Genomic DNA, 17612 nt, shown 5'->3' with positions numbered 1-17612 from the left:
GGCGAGAAGCAGCGCGAGGCGAGAAGCAGCGCGAGGCGAGAAGCAGCGCGAGGCGAGAAGCGGTCGGTTGGAGGTGGAAAGGGAGCAGCCCCGGCCGCGGGGCCTCCGGGAGGAGGCGGGGCGGGCCAGGGCTGCGTCCTGGTGGAGCTAGGAAGGAACGCGCGTCAGTGCTGTTCCTCATAGGTGGCGCCGCCGTCGGCCTCGTGGCTGAGGGGGCGGGCGCCGCCGGTGGGTGGGGCGTCCAGGGAGTGGCCTGGGGCGTGGGCCGGGAAGCGGGCGTCGAAGGCCGGGCGCTCCGAGCGGATGCGCGGCATGCTGTCGAAGTTGCGCAGCGGGGGCGGGCAGGAGGTGGCCCACTCGAGGGACATGCCGTGGCCCCACGGGTCGTTGACCTCGACGACGCGGCCGGTCTTGTAGGACTTCCACACGTTCCAGAGGAAGGGCAGCGTGGAGAGTCCGGTGATGAAAGAGCCGATGGTCGAGACCGTGTTGAGGGTGGTGAAGCCGTCGGTCTCGAGGTAGTCGGCGTAGCGGCGGGGCATGCCCTGCGTGCCGAGCCAGTGCTGCACCAGGAACGTGGTGTGGAAGCCGATCGTGGTGAGCCAGAAGTGCACCTTGCCGAGGCGGTCGTCGAGCATCCGGCCGGTCATCTTCGGGAACCAGAAGTAGACGCCGGCGTAGACGGCGAACACGATGGTGCCGAAGAGCACGTAGTGGAAGTGGGCGACCACGAAGTACGTGTCGGAGACATGGAAGTCGATCGGCGGGCTCGCGAGCAGGACGCCGGAGAGGCCACCGAAGAGGAAGGTCACCAGGAAGCCGATGGCGAAGAGCATCGGTGTCTCGAAGGTGATCTGGCCCCGCCACATGGTGCCGATCCAGTTGAAGAACTTCATGCCGGTCGGGACGGCGATGACGAAGCTCAGGAACGAGAAGAACGGCATGAGCACCTGGCCGGTCGCGAACATGTGGTGGGCCCACACGCTCATCGACAGGGCACCGATCGAGATGGTCGCGCCGACGAGGCCCTTGTAGCCGAAGACGGGCTTGCGGCTGAAGACCGGGATGACCTCCGTGATGATGCCGAAGAACGGCAGCGCCACGATGTAGACCTCGGGGTGGCCGAAGAACCAGAACAGGTGCTGCCAGAGCATCGCGCCGCCGGTCTCCGCGTCGTAGACGTGGGCACCGAGGCGGCGGTCGGCCTCCAGGGCGAGCAGCGCGGCGGCCAGGATCGGGAAGACCATGATGACCAGGACGCTGGTGACCAGGATGTTCCACGTGAACATCGGCATGCGGAACATGGTCATACCGGGCGCGCGCAGCGTCAGGATCGTCGTGATCATGTTGACGGCGCCGAGGATGGTGCCGAGGCCGGAGAGGACCAGGCCGACGATCCACAGGTCGGCGCCGACGCCGGGCGAGTGGATGATGCTGTTGAGCGGCGCGTAGGCGAACCAGCCGAAGTCCGCGGCGCCGCCCGGCGTGATGAAGCCGATCAGCGTGATCGACCCACCGAACGCGTAGAGCCAGTAGGCGAACGAGTTGAGCCGCGGGAACGAGACGTCGGGCGCGCCGATCTGCAGCGGCGTGATGTAGTTCGCGAAGGCGAACACGATCGGCGTCGCGAAGAACAGCAGCATGATCGTGCCGTGCATCGTGAACAGCTGGTTGTACTGCTCCGGGGAGAGGAACTGCAGCCCCGGCCGGGCCAGCTCGGCGCGCATCAGCAGCGCCATGAACCCGCCGATCATGAAGAACACGAACGACGTGGTCAGGTACATCAAGCCGATCTGCTTGGCGTCCGTCGTGCGCAACAGCCGAGCGAACGCCGAGCCCTTGACCGGCTTGTGCACCGGCCAAGGCCTGGTGACGATCGGCTTTGGTGCAACGGTGGTCACGAAAGGCCTCCTGAGGCTGTTGAACCCGCTGGCGAGCCAGCTCCGCGAGGTGGCCTGACGATCGACGGCGCGATCAACACGTCACCTCGGAGGCAGAATAGTCTCCCGGTCCGACACAAAATCGCTGGGGGCACAAGACCTAGCGGGTGGCAGGCGTGGCGCCACCCGCCGCGCCGAGGTTGAACGTGATCGCGCCGGCCGCGATGGCCGCGAGCACCAGCAGGATGACGCCCCAGAAGATCAGCCGGTCCGCCGCGGTCGGCTCCTTCCAGGCACTCGAGATCCGGGCACCGACCGGCACCGCGGGCGACAAATCCGAAGTGTCCGATCCATCCGAAGACAGGACGGAAGGAGACGGACCGGCAGCGGGAGCGGGGGCAGGACGAGCGGGCAGCGCACGGAGCAGAATCAGGGTCGCGCCCGCAAGGACCAGCAGGACGCCCAGGACGGCAATGATGACGGCGATCCAGTCACGCATCGCAGATCTCCTGACTGAGGGGGGGGGTTGATGCCAAGCAGGCTAGGAGATCCACGCAGGTCACGCCAGAACCCCCCGCGACGCCCCGAGGAGCACCCCGGCCGTCCGCGCGTGAAAACCCGGTGAAATTTACAGTCGAAACCCCGGTAGTGAAACCTGGCGGCAATCTCGTGTTGACAGTGCGGAAACCGTGTACGACGCTCGGCATGGAAGCGCTCCCAAAATCGACGCCTTGCTATCCGAGGAGGTCGCGATGTCGATTACCGCCGCTGCCGAACACCCCACCCTCGCCCATGTCGCCGCGCTTGCCGGTGTTTCTTCCGCCACCGCCTCCCGCGTGCTCAACGGCTCCGCCCGAGTCAGCCCCACCGCACGACAGCAGGTCCGTGACGCCGTCGACCGGCTCGGCTACGTCAGGCAGCGCGCCGCCCGCGCCGTCGACCGCCGCCCCCGCTCGGTCGCCGCCGTGGTCTGCGAGCCCAACGCACGGTTGTTCGCCGATCCGTTCTACTCCCGCGTGCTCGCGGGCGCCAGTGCCGCGTTCGCCGAGCGCGACATGCCCATGCTGCTCGCCGCGGGCGAACGACCGGCGTCGCTGCAGCGGTACCTCAGCAGCGGCCACATCGACGGGGTCCTGCTGATCTACTGCCGCAGCAGCCACCCCCTGGTCGTGACGCTGCCCGCGCTCGGCGTGCCGGTCACGCTCATCGGCCGCCCGCTGCAGACCAGCACGCTGCCGTACGTCGACGCCGACAACAAGGGCGGCGCCCGGCAGGCCGTGGAGCACCTGGCGCGCACCGGGCGGAAGCGGATCGTCACGATCGCCGGGCCGCCGGACGTGTCCGCCGGCGTCGACCGGCTCGCCGGCTTCCGCGAAGGCCTGGAGCGGGCCGGCCTGGAGCCGGGGCCGATCGCGTACGGCGACTTCACCAGGCCGGCCGGCGTCCACGCCATGACCAGGCTGCTCGACCACCGGCCCACCCTCGACGCGGTGTTCGCCGCGTCGGACCTGATGGCCGTCGGGGCGCTGCACGCGCTGCGCCAGGCCGGCCGCCGGGTGCCGGAGGACGTCGCCGTCATCGGCTTCGACGACCTGCCCCTCGCGGCGTTCACGCAGCCGCCGCTCACCACGATCAAGCAGCCGGTCGAGGAGATCGGCGCGGCCGCGGCGCGGCAGCTGCTGGCGCTGATGAACGCCGACAACCCGGAGCCGTCGCCGGTGCTGCCGACCACGCTCGTGCGCAGGCAATCCGCATGAGAGCGCATCCAAGCGGGGCCGCCGCGACGAACAGAAGGGTATGCAACGGCTACTGGAGGCGGCCCGGTCGCTCGACACCGGCACGGTCGCGCGCACCGTCCGGGAGCTGATGGACGACCACGGCGTGGCCGAGGTCTGGACCAGGGTGTGCGTCCCGGCGCTGCACCACGTGACCGGCGACGTCGCCGTCGAGCACGCCCTCAGCCAGGGCGTCGCGCACGGCCTGGACCTGGTCAGCGCGCCGCGGCACGACGACATCAGGACCAACCACGTCCTGCTGGCGTGCGCGCCCCGCGAGGCGCACTCGCTGCCGCTGCGCGCGCTGGCCGCGGCGCTGTTCGAGCGCCGGATCGGCACGTTCCTGCTGGGCGCGGAGGTGCCGTGGAGCGCGCTGCGGGCCGCGGTCCACCGCACGGTGCCCGGCACCGCGATCGTCTGGTCGCAGCAGCCGGGCACCGCCGACCCGGCCATGCTGCTCGCCCTCGCGGCGAGGTTCCCGGCCACCCGGTTCGCGGTGGCCGGACCGGGCTGGGACCCCGCGCCGGCCGGTCTGCCGCACCTGACGTCCATCGAGGACGCCGTTTCCGCGTGTGTACCGGTCGCCGCCGGCCGGCCCCCGGACGCCGACTGGTAGCCCCACGCCTGACCTCCATCGAGGACGCGTGTGTACCGGTCGCCCCAGCCGCCGACTGGTAGAGCCGCGCCTGACGTCCATCGAGGACGCATGTGTACCGGTCGGCCTCCCGACGCCGACTGGTAGCGCCGCGGCCGAACCGATAGCGTGCCGGGCATGATCGAGCTGGGGCCGCCGGCGTACACGGGACGGCGCCGGGCAGGCATCGGCGGTCAGCCACGGTTCGTGTTCGCGGCGGTGCTCGTGCTGCTCGCGCTGGTCGCGCTGCTGCTGCGGGTCATGGCCGGCGGCGGCGACCGGCCGGAGGCACAGGCGACGATCGAGCCGCCGGGCCCGGTCGTGCCCGTCGAGCCGGGCAGCGCCGCCGCACAGACGACGGCCGCCGCCGCGTCGCCCAGCGCGAAGGCGAGCCACAGCGCGTCACCGTCCTCGTCGCCGAAACCGTCGACGACCCCGTCGGCATCCCTCCAGCCGCCGGCGCCGAGCGCGAGCGTGAGCCCGAGCGCCGCCGGTACAGCGGCGACGACGGTCGAAGCGGAGGCCGCCGCGAACCGCAGGCCCAGCCAGATGACGGTGCGCGAGGTGTCGTCGGCCTCTGGCGGGCGGGCGGTCACCGGGGTCGGCAACAACCGGGTGCTCACGTTCACCGGGGTCACCGCCGAACGGCCCGGCGAGGCCACCGTCACCGTCGCCTACCTGTCGACCGAGGACCGCTCCTGCTGGCTGCGCACCGGCCGCGGCAACTGGCAGCAGGTCCGGTTCCCCGCCAGCGGCGGCTGGGACCGGGTCGCGACCGTCACACTGACCGTCCGGCTCGAAACGGGCCAGAACACGATCGAGGCCGGTAACACCACCGGCAGATGGTGTCCCGACCTCGATCGCATCACCGTTGCCCCCCGCTGACCACCCCAGCCGCGGCAACATGATGTGGAACGTTTGGCGTGACCGTGCGCCGGGTGGACCATCCAGGGAGGCTTCCGGTTTTGTCCGGCGCCGGTCACATGAACAAATATGCGGGCCGGACCTGAGTCGCACCCGTAATCGCGCTGGGAAGTTCCTGGTAATAGGGTCCCGGACATGGCGCTCTTCGACCTTCCCCTCGCCGAGCTGCGGCAGTACCGCGCAGCGACCCCCGAGCCCGCCGGCTTCGACGCGTTCTGGGCCGAGACCCTCGACGAGGCGCGCCAGCTGGCCGCCCCCGCGGTGCTCACGCCGGCCGACACGGGCCTGCGGGCGGTCGACACCACCGATGTGACGTTCACGGGATTCGGCGGTCAACCGGTCAAGGCCTGGCTGAGCCGCCCCGCCGGAGCGACCGGACCCCTTCCGGTGGTCGTGGAGTTCATCGGGTACGGCGGAGGCCGGGGCTTCCCCCACGACTGGCTGCTCTGGTCCGCCGCCGGCTACGCGCACCTGGTGATGGACACCCGCGGGCAGGGCGGCGGCTGGCGGTCCGGCGACACCCCCGACCCGGACGGGTCCGGCCCGCAGGCGCCCGGCTTCCTCACCCGCGGCGTCCTCGACCCGCACACGTACTACTACCGGCGCCTGATCACTGACGCGGTCCGGGCCGTCGAGACCGCCAGGGCGCTGCCCTTCGCGTCCGACGTGCTGGTCAGCGGGATCAGCCAGGGCGGTGGGCTGGCGCTCGCCGCGGCCGGCCTGAGCGACGTCGCGGGCGTCATCGCCGGTGTGCCCTTCCTGTGTGACATCCGCCGCGCCGTGACGATCACCGACCGGGCGCCGTACGCCGAGTTCGCCGCCTTCTGCCGGCTCAACCCCGCCCGCGCCGCGCAGGCCCTCGCCACCGTCGACCACGTGGACGGCGTGCACTTCGCCGCGCGGATCGCCGCACCGGCCCTCGTGTCGGCGGCGCTGATGGACCTGACGTGCCCGCCGTCGACGGTGTTCGCGGCGTACAACGCGCTCACCGGCCCCAAGGAGCTGGAGCTCTACGAGTGGGACGGCCACGACGGCGGCCAGGGCCACTTCGCCGCCCGCTCGGTCGCCTTCGCCAACGCGCTGTTCGGGCGCTAGGCGACCCGGAACGACTCGCCGAGGGTGTGCACGACGTCGCCGCGGTGCAGCTGGCGGCCGCGCCGGGTGTCGACCTCGCCGTTGACGGTGACCTCGCCGTAGGCGATGAGGTCCTTGCCCTCCCCGCCGGTCTCCAGCACGTCGGCGAGCTTCAGGAACTGACCCAGCCGGATCATGTCGCCACGGATCTGGACATCTCTCATCGGGCACGCTCCAGCAGCGTCAGCATCTCGGGTAGGTCGAAGAACCGGGCCGTGTCCAGCGCCGACGGCCCGCCCGCGGCCGGGTCCGCGCCGGCGTCCAGCAGCGCCCGCACGGACTCCTCGGACCGGCGGAACACGGCGGCGGCGAGCGCGGTCTGCCCGCGGTCGTTGGCCCGGCCGGTGTCGGCGCCGCGGGCCAGCAGGGCCGCGACCGTCGCCGGGTGGTTGTGGTACGCGGCGAGCATCAGCAGCGTGTCGCCCTTGTCGTTGGTCAGGTTCACCGGCAGCCCGGCGTCGACGTTCGCCGCGAGCTCGTCCGCCGCACCCGCACGGGCCAGGTCGAACATCTGATGCGCGAAGTCGATCACCGCCGGGTCGATCGGTTCACTCACGTCATCACCTCCGCTGCGCTCCGGCCGCCGCCGCGAGCCAACCCCCGAACCCCCGAAGCGTAGCTGTCAGGCAGCCGACCGCCGGACTCCGAACCCGCCGCGCGCCGCCCCCGTGTCACTGGGCAACGCTGCGAACAAGGAGACGCCGACATGCGCAAGATGATCCTCACCCTCGCGGTGGCCGCCGCGGCCGCCCTGTCGCTCACCGCCTGCGACTCGATCGACCTGACCAAGCAGGACCAGGCCGCCACGGGCGCCGAGGCTCCCGCCGCCGCGGAGACCGGCAACGGGACGCCGGCGGCCGCCGGTACCGCCGCCGCGACGACGGCCGCCGCCACCGTGGCCGGTGTCAAGGTCCGCGACGACGCCACGCTCGGCAAGGTGGTGACCGACTGGAAGGGCTGGACGCTGTACCGCTTCGAGAAGGACACCCCGAAGCCGTCGAAGTCCACCTGCGAGGCGGACTGCCTGGCCAAGTGGCCGTACGTGCAGTACGCCGAGAACATGAAGATCGAGGGTGTCGACCAGAAGCTGATCGGCAAGGTCACCCGCGCCGACGGCGCGCTGCAGCTCACCATCAACGGCTGGCCCGCGTACCGGTTCGCCGGTGACGCGAAGGTCGGCGAGACCAAGGGCCAGGGCGTGGGCGGCGTGTGGTTCGCCTTCACGCCCGAGGGGAAGAAGGCCCAGGCCGTCACCGGGGACAGCGGCAACGGCGGGTACTGAACCCCTCCGGTCATGCCGGCTCCCGCCCCCCGTCGGGAGCCGGCGTGGCCGTGTTGTGCAGATCTCGTGACGAGGGCTCCCCCGCCCCGGAGGAGCGGCCTACGCTGCGGCCATGACCACGCGGCGGAAGATCCGCATCTGGCTCGTGCTGTTCCTGATCGGCCTGATCGCCAGCGGGGTGACCGCCTTCCCGCTCGAGCACGAGGTGCACTGGCTGCGGTCGGTGCTCGACCGGTTCGACGCCGCGCCCGACGCCCTCGTCACCTGGATCCAGCGGGTGGATCAGGGCATCACCGAGACCAACGACCGCTATCCGTTCATCATGTACGGCACGGACTGGCTGGCCTTCGCGCACCTGGTGATCGCGGTCGCCTTCTGGGGCCCGCTGCGCGACCCGGTCCGCAACATCTGGGTCATCGAGTTCGGCATGATCGCCTGCGTCGGCGTGGTGCCCCTCGCCCTGTTCGCCGGCCCGGTCCGCGGCATCCCCGGCTGGTGGACCGTGATCGACATCTCGTTCGGCGTGTTCGGCATCGTGCCCCTGATCATCGTCCGGCGCCTGATCAAGCGGCTCGAGGCCGAAGGCACCCACCTTGCTCCCGAAAAACCGTTGCAGCCGCTCGGCGGCCGTGGCTAGGTTGGTCGTACACGGGAAAGGAGGTGGTCCAACGTTGTGTAGCAATGGGACTCGTGAGGTGACTGTCCGCTAGCCGCCGTCCTCTGGACTCGCATTTCGTGCGGCCGCCCGGATGGCGGCACGGCGAATACGAGACAGTTTCCCAGCCCCCGAGGCTTTCCGGTGTCAGTCCAGCCGGCCCGCGCGCAGTCAGCGCAGGAACCTCGGGGGCTGTTCCATATCCTGATGCACATGATCTCCGCCGACCGTCTCCGCGACCACGTCGCCGCGCTCGTCGCCCACGGACCGCGCTGCGGCGACCTGCCCGGGGTGCCCGCCGCGCTGCGGTACATCACCGATGAGCTGAGCGGGCTCGGCCTCGTCGTGCGGGTCGAGCGGTACGGCGGCGAACTGCACGACGTGAACCTTGTCGCCGAGATCGAGGGCGGCACCTCCGACGACGCCGTCGAGCTCGCCGCGCACTGGGACACCGTCGACACCACCCCCGGCGCCGACGACAACGCCAGCGGCGTCGCCGGCGTCCTGGAGGCCGCCCGCGCCCTGCGCGACCTGGACCTGCCGGCGCGCACGATCCGCTTCTGCCTCTTCGGCGGCGAGGAGGACGGCTTCAAGGGCAGCACCGCCCACGTCCGCCAGATCACCCCCGACACCGAGTCGATCATCTTCGAGATGATCGGCCGCACGTCACCGACCCAGTCCTCGCCGTCGTTCCTGCTCGACCCGCCGACGGTCGGCGACTTCATCGCCCTCATCGCCAACCCCGCCTCGGCCGGCCTCGCCGACGCGTTCGCCTCCGCCGCCGCGCCGCACCTGCCGACGTTTCCCCTGGTCATGCCCACCGAGGCGATGGAGGTCGTGCTGCGCAGCGACCACGTGCCCTACTGGAACTCGGGCCGCCGCTCGCTGCTGGTCACCGACACCGCCGAATACCGCAACCCCGACTACCACGCGGCCACCGACACCCTGGACCGCCTCGACCTGGACTTCGCCGCGAAGGTCACCACCGCCGCCGTCCGCACCATCACCCGCCTCGCCGGCTGACCCATCCGCCATCGATGTGATTCAGATCACCCGACTCTGGGTGAGGGCGCCGTCCCTCCACCGGCCCGCCGCCCCTGATCTGGCAGCATCCCTGCCGTGAGTCCGACGCCGATACGGCTGCTGATCGCCGACGACCAGGCGCTCGTCCGCGGGGCGCTCGCCGCGCTGCTCGACCTCGAGCCCGACCTCTCCGTCGTGGCGGAGGTCGGGCGCGGCGACGAGGTGGTCGCAGCGGCCAGGGAGCACCGGCCCGACGTGGCGCTGCTCGACGTGGAGATGCCCGGCATCGACGGGATCGCGGCCGCCGCCGCGCTGCGCAAGGCGATGCCCGGCTGCAAGGTGCTGATGGTGACGACGTTCGGACGGCCGGGGTACCTGCGGCGGGCGATGGCCGCCGGGGCGTCCGGGTTCGTCGTCAAGGACACGCCGGCCAGGCAGCTCGCCGACGCCGTGCGGCGCATCGCCTCGGGGCTGCGGGTGGTGGACCCGGCGCTGGCGGCGGAGACCCTCGCCAGCGGCGACAGCCCGCTGACCCCGCGCGAGGCCGACGCGCTCCGGGCGGCCCGCGAGGGCGGCACGGCCGCGGACGTCGCCGGGCAGCTCGGGCTCTCGGAGGGCACCGTGCGCAACCATCTGTCGGCGGCGATCGGCAAGACCGGCGCCCGCACGCGAGCCGAGGCCGTCCGGCTCGCCGAGGAGAACGGCTGGTTGTGAACGGGCACGGAAACCGCGATGTAAGGAGCAACCAGTAGGGTGGGTGCATGACGGCACTCCTGGCGAGCGGTCGCGACGCGGACGTCTACGCCATCGACGAGCGGCGGGTGCTGCGTCGCTACCGGCAGGGCGGCGACGTGACCGCCGAGGCCGCCGTCATGGAATATGTCAAGGATCACGGCTTTCCGGTTCCTCGCGTGTACGAGGCGACCGGCGCCGACCTGATCCTGGAGCGGCTCGACGGCCCGACGATGCTGCAGGCGCTCGCCGACGGGTCCCTCGACCTCCGCGACGGCGGCACGGTGCTCGCCGACCTGCTCGACCGGCTCCACAAGGTGCGCGTGCGGACCGCGAAGGACCCGGGCACCCGGATCCTGCACCTCGACCTCCACCCGGAGAACGTGGTGATGACCGAGGGCGGGCCGGTCGTCATCGACTGGCGCAACAGCACCGAGGGCCCGCCGGAGCTCGACGTGGCGATGAGCGCCCTGATCCTCGCCCAGGTGGCGATCGAGCCGGGGCACGAGTTCGCGGAGCGGGCCGAGGTGTTCCTCGACGTGTTCCTGTCGTGCACGAAGGACAACCCGCTGTCGCAGCTGGAGGCCGCGGTCCGCCGCCGCGGCGCCGACCCGGGCGTGACCGCCGCCGAGCAGTCCCACCTGCACGAGGCCGCCATCCTGGTCACCACCCTCGCCCGGGCCCACCACTGAGCGGCGACCGGCCCGCCTGACCTCTCTCGAAGGCCGCCGGGCGGCGACCCGCCCGCCCGCTCGATCGAAGCTCGTCGAGCGGCCCCACAGACTCACCTCCCGCAGGCGACGCCCGGCCCGCACCGGCGACGGCAACCTTCATGCCATGGAGGAACTCTTCGTCCGGCAGGTCGACATCGGCATCGCCGAGATGGACGTCGCCGACGGCGACCAGCTGACCACCGCCCGCGTCGTGGTGGAGCACGCCACCGCCACTGACGGCCGCGGCGGCCCCGAGCGGCAGCTGCTGCTCGTGTACGGCGCCGAGGAGACCCCAGCGGTCGCCGAGGCCCTACTGAGAGCAGCGGAGACCGCCATCACACCCTGACGCACATCTTGTTGAGCGCTCAACTACTTGCTACATTCGACGTATGAGTACGCTGCCCGAGCTGGACCGGCATCTTGCCACCGCGATCCCGGCCAGCCGGGACCAGCGCGCCTGGACACCCGACGACGGCGCGCTGCCGAGCATCTACCTGAGCCACGGCGCCCCGCCGCTGCTGGAGGACGGCCCGTGGATGCGGGAGCTGTTCGACTGGGCCGCCGGCCTGCCCAAGCCGAAGGCCATCCTGATCGTCAGCGCCCACTGGGAGTCCGCCCCGCTGAGCGTGTCCGGCACTGCCGCGGGCACGCCACTGGTCTACGACTTCGGCGGGTTCGCGCCGCACTTCTACCAGTTGCAGTACGCGACCCCCGACGCGTCCGACCTCGCCCGGCGGGTCGCCGCCGCGATGCCCGACTCGGAGCCGGTGCACGAGCACCGCAGCCGCGGCCTCGACCACGGCGCCTGGGTGCCGCTGATGGTGATGTACCCGCTGGGCGACGTCCCCGTGCTGCAGCTCAGCCTGCCGACGCACGACCCGGACCGGCTCCTGGAGCTCGGCCGCCGGCTGCGGTCGCTGCGCGAGGAGGGCGTGCTGATCGTCGGGTCCGGCTTCATGACGCACGGCCTGCCGTTCCTGCACCGCGAGCACTGGCTCGGCACCGGCGGGACGCCCGGCTGGTCCGCCGACTTCGACGCCTGGGCCGCCGAGGCCCTCGCCAAGGGCGACCTCGACACGCTGACCAGGTATGCCAGCCTCGCGCCCGGCATGCCGTTCGCCCACCCGACGGTCGAGCACTACACGCCGCTGTTCGTGACGCTCGGCGCCGCCGACCGGCCCGACGCGCCGGCCACCACCGTGATCGACGGCTACTTCATGGGGCTGTCGAAGCGATCCGTGCAGGCGGGCGCTAGCGTCTGACCGTGGCCTACCTGATCTCCGTCAACGCCGGCACCCCCACCCCGACCGACCACTCGACCGAGCCGGTGACCGGCATCGACAAGCGCCCCGTCGAGGGTGCGGTCCTCGTGCTGGTGCCCGGCCCGGAAGGCACCGCGCCGACCGGGATCGCCGGTGACGTGGTGTGCGACCTGCGCGTGCACGGCGGACCGGACAAGGCGGTCTACGCGTACGCGCGGGAGGACCTCGACCGGTGGGAGCGGGAGCTCGGCCGGGAGCTGACCGGCGGCGTCTTCGGGGAGAACCTGACGACGTCCGGCCTGGACGTCACCGGCGCGCGGATCGGTGAGCGCTGGCGGATCGGCGGCGAGGTGCTGCTGGAGGTGGCGTCGCCGCGCATCCCGTGCCGCACGTTCGCCGGCTGGCTCGACGAGAAGGGCTGGATCAAGCGCTTCACCGACCAGGCCGAGCCCGGCGCATACCTGCGCGTGCTGCGGCCCGGCACGATCCGCGCCGGCGACCCGATCGAGGTCGTGCACTCCCCCGGGCACGACGTGACGATCGGGCTGGCGTTCCGGGCGCTGACCGCCGAGCCCGCGCTGCTGCCCCGGCTGCTCGCCGCGGACGAGCTGCCGGAGCGCACCAAGGAGAAGGTGCGGGCCAGACTCGGCCAGCAGCTCAGCCAGTAGGCAGGACCAGCGCGTACGCCCGCGGGAAACCCAGCCGCGGGATCCTGTGCTGCTGGATCTCCTCCAGCGTCACCTCGCGGACCTGGCCGGAGCCCGGCTCGAAGCAGTGCAGCACCGTCTCCTGCGGGTGGGCGGTGATGAGCACCCAGTGCCGGGGCACGCCCTGGCCGACCAGCATGGCGACGGGCCAGCCGGTGTCGACGGCGGCGGTCACGTCGCTCAGGCGGTCGTCGCGGCCGCGGAATCGCCGCCACCCGTACCGTGTGCCCAGCTCCGCGGTGTGCCTGGAGATCGTCGCGGCGACGCCCCACGGGGTCGTCCCCAGCTTGCGGGGCCAGATCCGGTTGGCGGCCTCGTGGATGCGGTGCTGCTCGGCGCCGTAGTCGGCGACGCCATCCGCGTACTGGGGGTCCAGCAGCGCCGACGCCACCATGGCGACGGTGGGTCCACACGTGAACCCGTCGGTCTGCCGGACCCCGGTCCGTAACTCAGCGGTCGTGAAATCGACGCCCCAGGCAAGCATGCCCGGTTTGTATCAGACGGCGCGGGCCACCGCTATCTTCGTGCCGGAGCGCTGGCCCGCCTCGTAGAACATGTACTGCACGCCGCCGTCGGTGCCGAACGACGGCGCCGCGGAGCGGTTGTTGTCCGGCGCGCCGGACAGCGCGGCATGGAAGACGCCGAGGTGGACCTCTTTGTCGAAGTTGTTGCCGACCTCGGTGAGGAACATGTCGCCGGACGAGCCGTGGTAGACGACGTACGTGGTGTTGTTGCGGTACAGCAGGTGCGGGCCGCTCAGGTCGGTCTGCCCGTCGGCGGCGGGCGACACGAGCGGGTTGGGGTCGAACTGCCACGACTTGCCGTCGGCCGACCAGCCCCAGAAGATCCGCCGGCCGCTCTTGAGGCCCATGAAGACCATGACGTACTTGTTGCCGAGCGCGGCGATGCGGTGCTCGAAGACCCGCGCGTAGGTGGTCTCCGTGGTGCCGGGCACCATCGCGGTGGTCAGCACGGTGCCGTAGTAGGTGAAGTTGATCCCGTCGCTGGAGATGGCGAGCCGGGTCGTGGTGTTCTCGCCGTGGTAGTACATGAAGAACTGCCTGGTCGAGGCGTTCCACACGACGTGCGGCGACGACACGTGACTGACCGAGTAGTGCGGCGACCAGGTCCGGCTGATGATCGGGTTCGCCGGGTACTCGGTGAACGGGCCCGCGAGGGAGTTGCCGTAGGCGAGGCAGATCCCGCCGGGCGCGTCGTGCGGGGCGTAGTAGAGGTAGTAGCGGCCGCGGGCGCCGCTGATCTTGTCGTACATCCCGCGGATGCAGGGGAAGATGAGCTCCCCCGTCGGGTTGTAGGCCAGGTTCGCCGGGAGCGGCTGGCCGAGGTACTTGTAGGTGGGGAATCCGGCCGGGGCGGCGGCGGACGCGATGCTGGGGATGGCGAGTGCTCCGGCGAATCCGGCGGCACCGGCCAGCACCTGGCGGCGGTTAACAGGTGACATGCGACCGAGTCTGAGGAAAGCCCGGCGCTCAGCACAAGAGGATAATACGTATTATCTGCCAGAGGCCTCAACCGCCGCGGCGACCCTGCCGATAACCAACGCGTGGAGACTCGGGGGGCCAGGCCGCTCTGGCTTGCCTGGCTGCTGATCGGCGGCCTGGCCGCGGTCGCCTGCCCGCTGCTGCCTGACGGCACCTACGCCGCCGACTTCGGCTTCGAGGTCGTCGGGCTCTTCTCGGTCACCATGGTGCTGCTCGGGGTGCGGCGCAACCGGCCGCCCCGGCGGGCGCTGTGGTTCTGGTTCGCCGGCGGCCTCGCCACCTTGGTCCTCGGCGACGTCACCTGGGCCATCTACCAGCACGTGCTGCACCGCAGCCCGTTCCCGTCGCTCGCCGACGTGTTCTACCTCGGCGCGTACCCGCCGCTCGCCGCCGGCCTGTGGCTGCTGCTGCGCCGGCACGGCCGCGACGTCGCCGGGCTGATCGACGCGTGCATCGCCGCCGCCGGCACCGGCCTGCTCTTCTGGGTGTTCGTGATGCGGCCGGTCGCCGAGCTCGCCGGCGTGTCGCTCCTGCAGCGGCTGATCTCCCTCGCGTACCCGGCCGCCGACGTGCTGCTGCTCGTGCTGCTGGCCAGGATGCTCGCCGGCCGTGCCGCGAAGACGGCGAGCTTCTGGCTGCTGGCGGCCAGCATGACGCTGATGTTCTGCACCGACGTCGCCTATTCGCTGGTGTCGACCTACGACATCCTTGCCGGCGGGGTCCTCGTGGTCGGCTGGCTGATGTCGTACGTCTGCCTCGGCGCCGCCGCGCTGCACCCGTCGATGCGGGTCATGGACGAGCCGTCCGACGCCGTCGACACCGCCCTGTCCCGGCGCCGGCTCACCGTGCTCGCGGTCAGTTCGCTCGTCGCACCCGCCCTGCTGCTGGGGCAGGGCGTGGCGGGCGGCGGGCGGATCGACTGGCTCGCCATCGGCACGGTCGCGGTCGTGGTGTTCCTGCTGGTGCTGGTGCGCATCGCGGGCCTGGTCGGCAAGGTGCAGGATCAGGCCGACCAGCTCAGCGAGCTGGTCATGCGCGACGACCTGACCGGGCTGCCCAACCGGCGGTTCCTGGAGGAGCTGATCCGCGACGAGCTCGACGCGGGCACCGTGCCGCAGGTCGCGTTCATCGACCTCGACGACTTCAAGCGCATCAACGACGGCCTCGGCCACGCCATCGGCGACCAGCTGCTCGTGGCCGTCGGCAGGAGGCTCGGCACGGTCCTGCGCCCCGGCGACGTGGTGGCCCGCCTCGGCGGCGACGAGTTCGCGGTCCTCATGCCCGACACCGGCCCCGTGGCCGCCGACGCGATGGTCACCGAGCTCGCCACCGCGCTGCAGGAGCCGGTGTTCGCCGGCGACCAGCACCTGCTCGTGCAGGCGAGCATCGGCGTCGCCGACGCGGCGGGCACCCGCGACCCCTTCGAGCTGCTGCGCCGTGCCGACGTCGCGATGTACGCCGCGAAGGAGGACAAGACCCGCCAGCAGCGCTTCCGGGCCGAGCTCGACCAGCGGGCCGCGGCGCACGCGCAGCTCGGCGCGCAGCTGCGCGAGGCGCTCGACCAGGGGCAGTTCCAGCTGGTGTACCAGCCGATCGTGGCGCTGCCGCACGGGCAGATCGTCGGCGTGGAGGCGCTCATCCGCTGGCACCACCCGACGCTCGGCTTCATGAGCCCCGCCGACTTCATCCCCGTCGCCGAGCGCAACGGCCAGATCGTCGAGCTCGGCGCCTGGATCCTGCTCGAGGCCTGCTCGCAGGGGGCGGCGTGGATGGCCACCCTCGGCGACGCCGCGCCCGGCAAGGTGTCGGTCAACGTCTCCGCCCGGCAGCTCGCCGAGCCCGACTTCCCGGAGGTGGTCGCGGCGGTGCTGGCGGCGACCGGCTTCCCCGCGGACCGGCTGGCGATCGAGGTCACGGAGACGGCCGTCTTCGGTGGCGGGCGCGCGATCGAGGCCCTGGACGCCGTCCACGAGCTGGGCGTGCGGATCGCCCTCGACGACTTCGGCACCGGCCACTCGTCGCTGGGTCTGCTGCAGACCTGCCCGGTCGACATCCTCAAGGTCGACAAGTCCTTCGTCGACGACATCACGATGGCGGGCCGGCACTCGGTGATCGCGACCGCGCTCATCAACGTCAGCGACGGGCTCAACCTCGACGCCATCGCCGAGGGCGTCGAGACGGCGGAGCAGGCGCAGGAGCTGTACCGGCTCGGCTACCGCTTCGCGCAGGGCTACCACTTCGGCCGCCCGGTCGCGCAGCCGTCCTTCGCCCTGGCCTCCGCCGCGGCCTGACCCCCGGGGCTCCTGCCGCGCTGACCTCCTGGCGCGGTCTGGCGGGCTTGCGGCCCGGAGTTCGCCGGCGGGCGCCCGCCTTCCGTGGCCGCGGCGGCCGGCGCGCTACGCGGTGACGCCCGCGGTCTCCTGCTGGCGGGGCAGGGTCCGGGCCGCGGTCGCCGGCAGGACGACGCAGGTCCTGCAGCGGGCCTCGTACGTGTACGTGCCGTCGTCGGGCAGCGCGGTCGACGGGGCCAGCTCGCGCAGCATCGGCTCGCCGTGCTCGAGGACCTGCGTGTAGACGGCGCTGAAGCCGCGGCACACGTCGCACACGGCGCGCCGGTAGGTCACCGACGCGGGCCCCAGCTCCAGCAGCGCCCGCACCGGCGCGAACAGCTCGCCCCGGTGATCCAGGTCGATCCCGGCGGCGACGACCCTGGTGCCGCGCTCCAGCAGCGTCCGGACGACCGCCATGTCCGACATGGCGAACATGTGCACCTCGTCGATGCCGACCACGTCCACGTCCCCGTCCAGCGCCGAGGCGAGCGAGCTCGCCTTCACGGTCGCCAGGGCGGCCCCGCTGCGCGACACGACCCCGGCGTCACGGACGTGCCGCGCGCTCTGGAACACCCGGTGCCGCACGTCGGTGAACTGCAGCGGCGACAGCAGGCTCACCAGCTCGAGGGACTTGCCACTCTTCATCGGCCCGAGGATGACGGTCAGATCCACGGCGGCCAGGCTACCGCCCCGACCGGCCCCGCTCACGTGTTACGGCTCACCTACGGCTCATCCCGTGTCGCTCAGCCCATCTGCCAGAGCGCGCTGACGGGGACGGCGCGGAGCTTGGGGCCGAAGGGCAGGGTCGCGGTGCCGGTGTAGAGGACGACGCCGACGATGAAGTCGTCGCCGAGCCTGTCGGCGAGGCGGCGCAGCCCGCCGAAGTCGTCGGCCTTGACCGTGGACGAGGCCTTCACCTCGATGCCGACGACCTGGCCGCGACGGTTCTCCAGGACGGCGTCCCTAGCACCAGACTTTCGATCCGCGGCGGTTTGATTTTCGATTTGCGCGCGTTTGGCTTTCGGTTTGCGGCACCGCATGCCGCCGGGCGCCGGCAGG

Annotated in this window: 20 protein-coding genes and 1 pseudogene; 13 read left to right on the top strand and 8 right to left on the bottom strand. The window is 71.7% G+C overall.

The genetic code is table 11. The annotated features are described in order from the left end of the window. Positions 1 to 164: 164 nt before the first annotated feature. On the bottom strand, positions 165 to 1901 hold the full coding sequence (ctaD, locus tag ABZ321_RS38600; protein WP_344501538.1) for a cytochrome c oxidase subunit I: 1737 nt from the start codon (positions 1899 to 1901) through the stop codon (positions 165 to 167). 139 nt (positions 1902 to 2040) lie between these two features. After that, entirely contained in the window at positions 2041 to 2379 is a 339-nt protein-coding gene (locus ABZ321_RS38595) for a hypothetical protein (RefSeq protein WP_344501539.1), read from the bottom strand. Between the two features lie 253 nt (positions 2380 to 2632). Between ABZ321_RS38595 and ABZ321_RS38590 the strand changes: the two genes are divergently transcribed. The 4 genes from ABZ321_RS38590 to ABZ321_RS38575 all read left to right on the top strand — a co-directional run bounded on the left by ABZ321_RS38590 (position 2633) and on the right by ABZ321_RS38575 (position 6308). After that, a complete protein-coding gene (locus ABZ321_RS38590) occupies positions 2633 to 3637 on the top strand; it encodes a LacI family DNA-binding transcriptional regulator (RefSeq protein ID WP_344501540.1) in 1005 nt (334 codons plus the stop codon). Positions 3638 to 3677: 40 nt separating this feature from the next. Then, positions 3678 to 4271 (top strand): transcriptional regulator, encoded by a 594-nt coding sequence (locus tag ABZ321_RS38585; RefSeq protein WP_344501541.1) that lies wholly within the window; start codon positions 3678 to 3680, stop codon positions 4269 to 4271. A gap of 156 nt (positions 4272 to 4427) precedes the next feature. Next, the gene (locus tag ABZ321_RS38580; RefSeq protein WP_354900518.1) at positions 4428 to 5174 is read left to right on the top strand and encodes a hypothetical protein; all 747 of its coding nucleotides are present in this window, start codon (positions 4428 to 4430) and stop codon (positions 5172 to 5174) included. A gap of 174 nt (positions 5175 to 5348) precedes the next feature. Next, entirely contained in the window at positions 5349 to 6308 is a 960-nt protein-coding gene (locus ABZ321_RS38575; protein ID WP_354900516.1) for an acetylxylan esterase, read from the top strand. Here the strand turns inward: ABZ321_RS38575 and ABZ321_RS38570 are convergent. Both ABZ321_RS38570 and ABZ321_RS38565 read right to left on the bottom strand, forming a co-directional pair. Continuing rightward, positions 6305 to 6511, bottom strand: a complete 207-nt coding sequence (locus ABZ321_RS38570) for an RNA-binding S4 domain-containing protein (protein WP_344501544.1) — start codon at positions 6509 to 6511, stop codon at positions 6305 to 6307. The two genes, ABZ321_RS38575 and ABZ321_RS38570, sit on opposite strands and share 4 nt — an antisense overlap. Beyond that, entirely contained in the window at positions 6508 to 6858 is a 351-nt protein-coding gene (locus ABZ321_RS38565; RefSeq protein WP_344501903.1) for an ankyrin repeat domain-containing protein, read from the bottom strand. Before ABZ321_RS38565 ends, ABZ321_RS38570 begins: the two co-directional genes overlap by 4 nt. Positions 6859 to 7053: 195 nt before the next feature. On the opposite strand from ABZ321_RS38565, the gene ABZ321_RS38560 reads away from it, so the two are divergent. The 8 genes from ABZ321_RS38560 to ABZ321_RS38525 all read left to right on the top strand — a co-directional run bounded on the left by ABZ321_RS38560 (position 7054) and on the right by ABZ321_RS38525 (position 12682). After that, on the top strand, positions 7054 to 7629 hold the full coding sequence (locus ABZ321_RS38560) for a hypothetical protein (RefSeq protein ID WP_354900514.1): 576 nt from the start codon (positions 7054 to 7056) through the stop codon (positions 7627 to 7629). Between the two features lie 112 nt (positions 7630 to 7741). After that, on the top strand, positions 7742 to 8266 hold the full coding sequence (locus ABZ321_RS38555) for a hypothetical protein (RefSeq protein ID WP_354900512.1): 525 nt from the start codon (positions 7742 to 7744) through the stop codon (positions 8264 to 8266). 231 nt (positions 8267 to 8497) lie between these two features. Then, positions 8498 to 9307 carry a M20/M25/M40 family metallo-hydrolase gene (locus tag ABZ321_RS38550; RefSeq protein ID WP_354900510.1) on the top strand — a complete coding sequence of 270 codons (810 nt, stop codon included), beginning with the start codon at positions 8498 to 8500 and terminating at the stop codon, positions 9305 to 9307. Between the two features lie 96 nt (positions 9308 to 9403). Further along, complete coding sequence (locus tag ABZ321_RS38545) at positions 9404 to 10021, top strand: response regulator transcription factor (protein ID WP_354900508.1); 618 nt, start codon at positions 9404 to 9406, stop codon at positions 10019 to 10021. Positions 10022 to 10068: 47 nt separating this feature from the next. Then, the gene (locus tag ABZ321_RS38540; RefSeq protein ID WP_344501549.1) at positions 10069 to 10731 is read left to right on the top strand and encodes a phosphotransferase; all 663 of its coding nucleotides are present in this window, start codon (positions 10069 to 10071) and stop codon (positions 10729 to 10731) included. Positions 10732 to 10876: 145 nt separating this feature from the next. Further along, complete coding sequence (locus tag ABZ321_RS38535) at positions 10877 to 11098, top strand: hypothetical protein (protein ID WP_344501550.1); 222 nt, start codon at positions 10877 to 10879, stop codon at positions 11096 to 11098. A gap of 43 nt (positions 11099 to 11141) precedes the next feature. After that, positions 11142 to 12014: a class III extradiol ring-cleavage dioxygenase gene (locus ABZ321_RS38530; protein WP_354900506.1), complete on the top strand. Its 873-nt coding sequence runs from the start codon at positions 11142 to 11144 to the stop codon at positions 12012 to 12014. 2 nt (positions 12015 to 12016) lie between these two features. After that, on the top strand, positions 12017 to 12682 hold the full coding sequence (locus tag ABZ321_RS38525; protein WP_344501552.1) for an MOSC domain-containing protein: 666 nt from the start codon (positions 12017 to 12019) through the stop codon (positions 12680 to 12682). Here the strand turns inward: ABZ321_RS38525 and ABZ321_RS38520 are convergent. Then, positions 12672 to 13205, bottom strand: a complete 534-nt coding sequence (locus ABZ321_RS38520) for a hypothetical protein (protein WP_354900504.1) — start codon at positions 13203 to 13205, stop codon at positions 12672 to 12674. The genes ABZ321_RS38525 and ABZ321_RS38520 overlap by 11 nt on opposite strands. A 12-nt stretch (positions 13206 to 13217) precedes the next feature. Further along, entirely contained in the window at positions 13218 to 14183 is a 966-nt protein-coding gene (locus ABZ321_RS38515) for a hypothetical protein (protein ID WP_344501554.1), read from the bottom strand. Positions 14184 to 14285: 102 nt separating this feature from the next. Between ABZ321_RS38515 and ABZ321_RS38510 the strand changes: the two genes are divergently transcribed. Continuing rightward, positions 14286 to 16514, top strand: a complete 2229-nt coding sequence (locus ABZ321_RS38510; protein ID WP_354900502.1) for an EAL domain-containing protein — start codon at positions 14286 to 14288, stop codon at positions 16512 to 16514. A gap of 105 nt (positions 16515 to 16619) precedes the next feature. Here the strand turns inward: ABZ321_RS38510 and ABZ321_RS38505 are convergent, their stop codons facing one another. Together ABZ321_RS38505 and ABZ321_RS38500 are read right to left on the bottom strand one after the other, a co-directional pair. Further along, complete coding sequence (locus ABZ321_RS38505; RefSeq protein WP_344501556.1) at positions 16620 to 17225, bottom strand: thymidine kinase; 606 nt, start codon at positions 17223 to 17225, stop codon at positions 16620 to 16622. Positions 17226 to 17296: 71 nt separating this feature from the next. After that, a pseudogene (locus tag ABZ321_RS38500) lies at positions 17297 to 17515 on the bottom strand (hypothetical protein); the annotation flags it as partial. Between the last annotated feature and the right edge of the window lie 97 nt (positions 17516 to 17612).

Origin of the sequence: Dactylosporangium sp. NPDC006015 (genome assembly GCF_040614215.1) — a bacterium.
In the GTDB taxonomy this organism is placed as follows: Bacteria; Actinomycetota; Actinomycetes; order Mycobacteriales; family Micromonosporaceae; genus Dactylosporangium; species Dactylosporangium maewongense.
The sequence above is the reverse complement of the archived record's forward strand: the minus strand, read 5'-3'. Positions and strand labels throughout refer to the sequence as shown.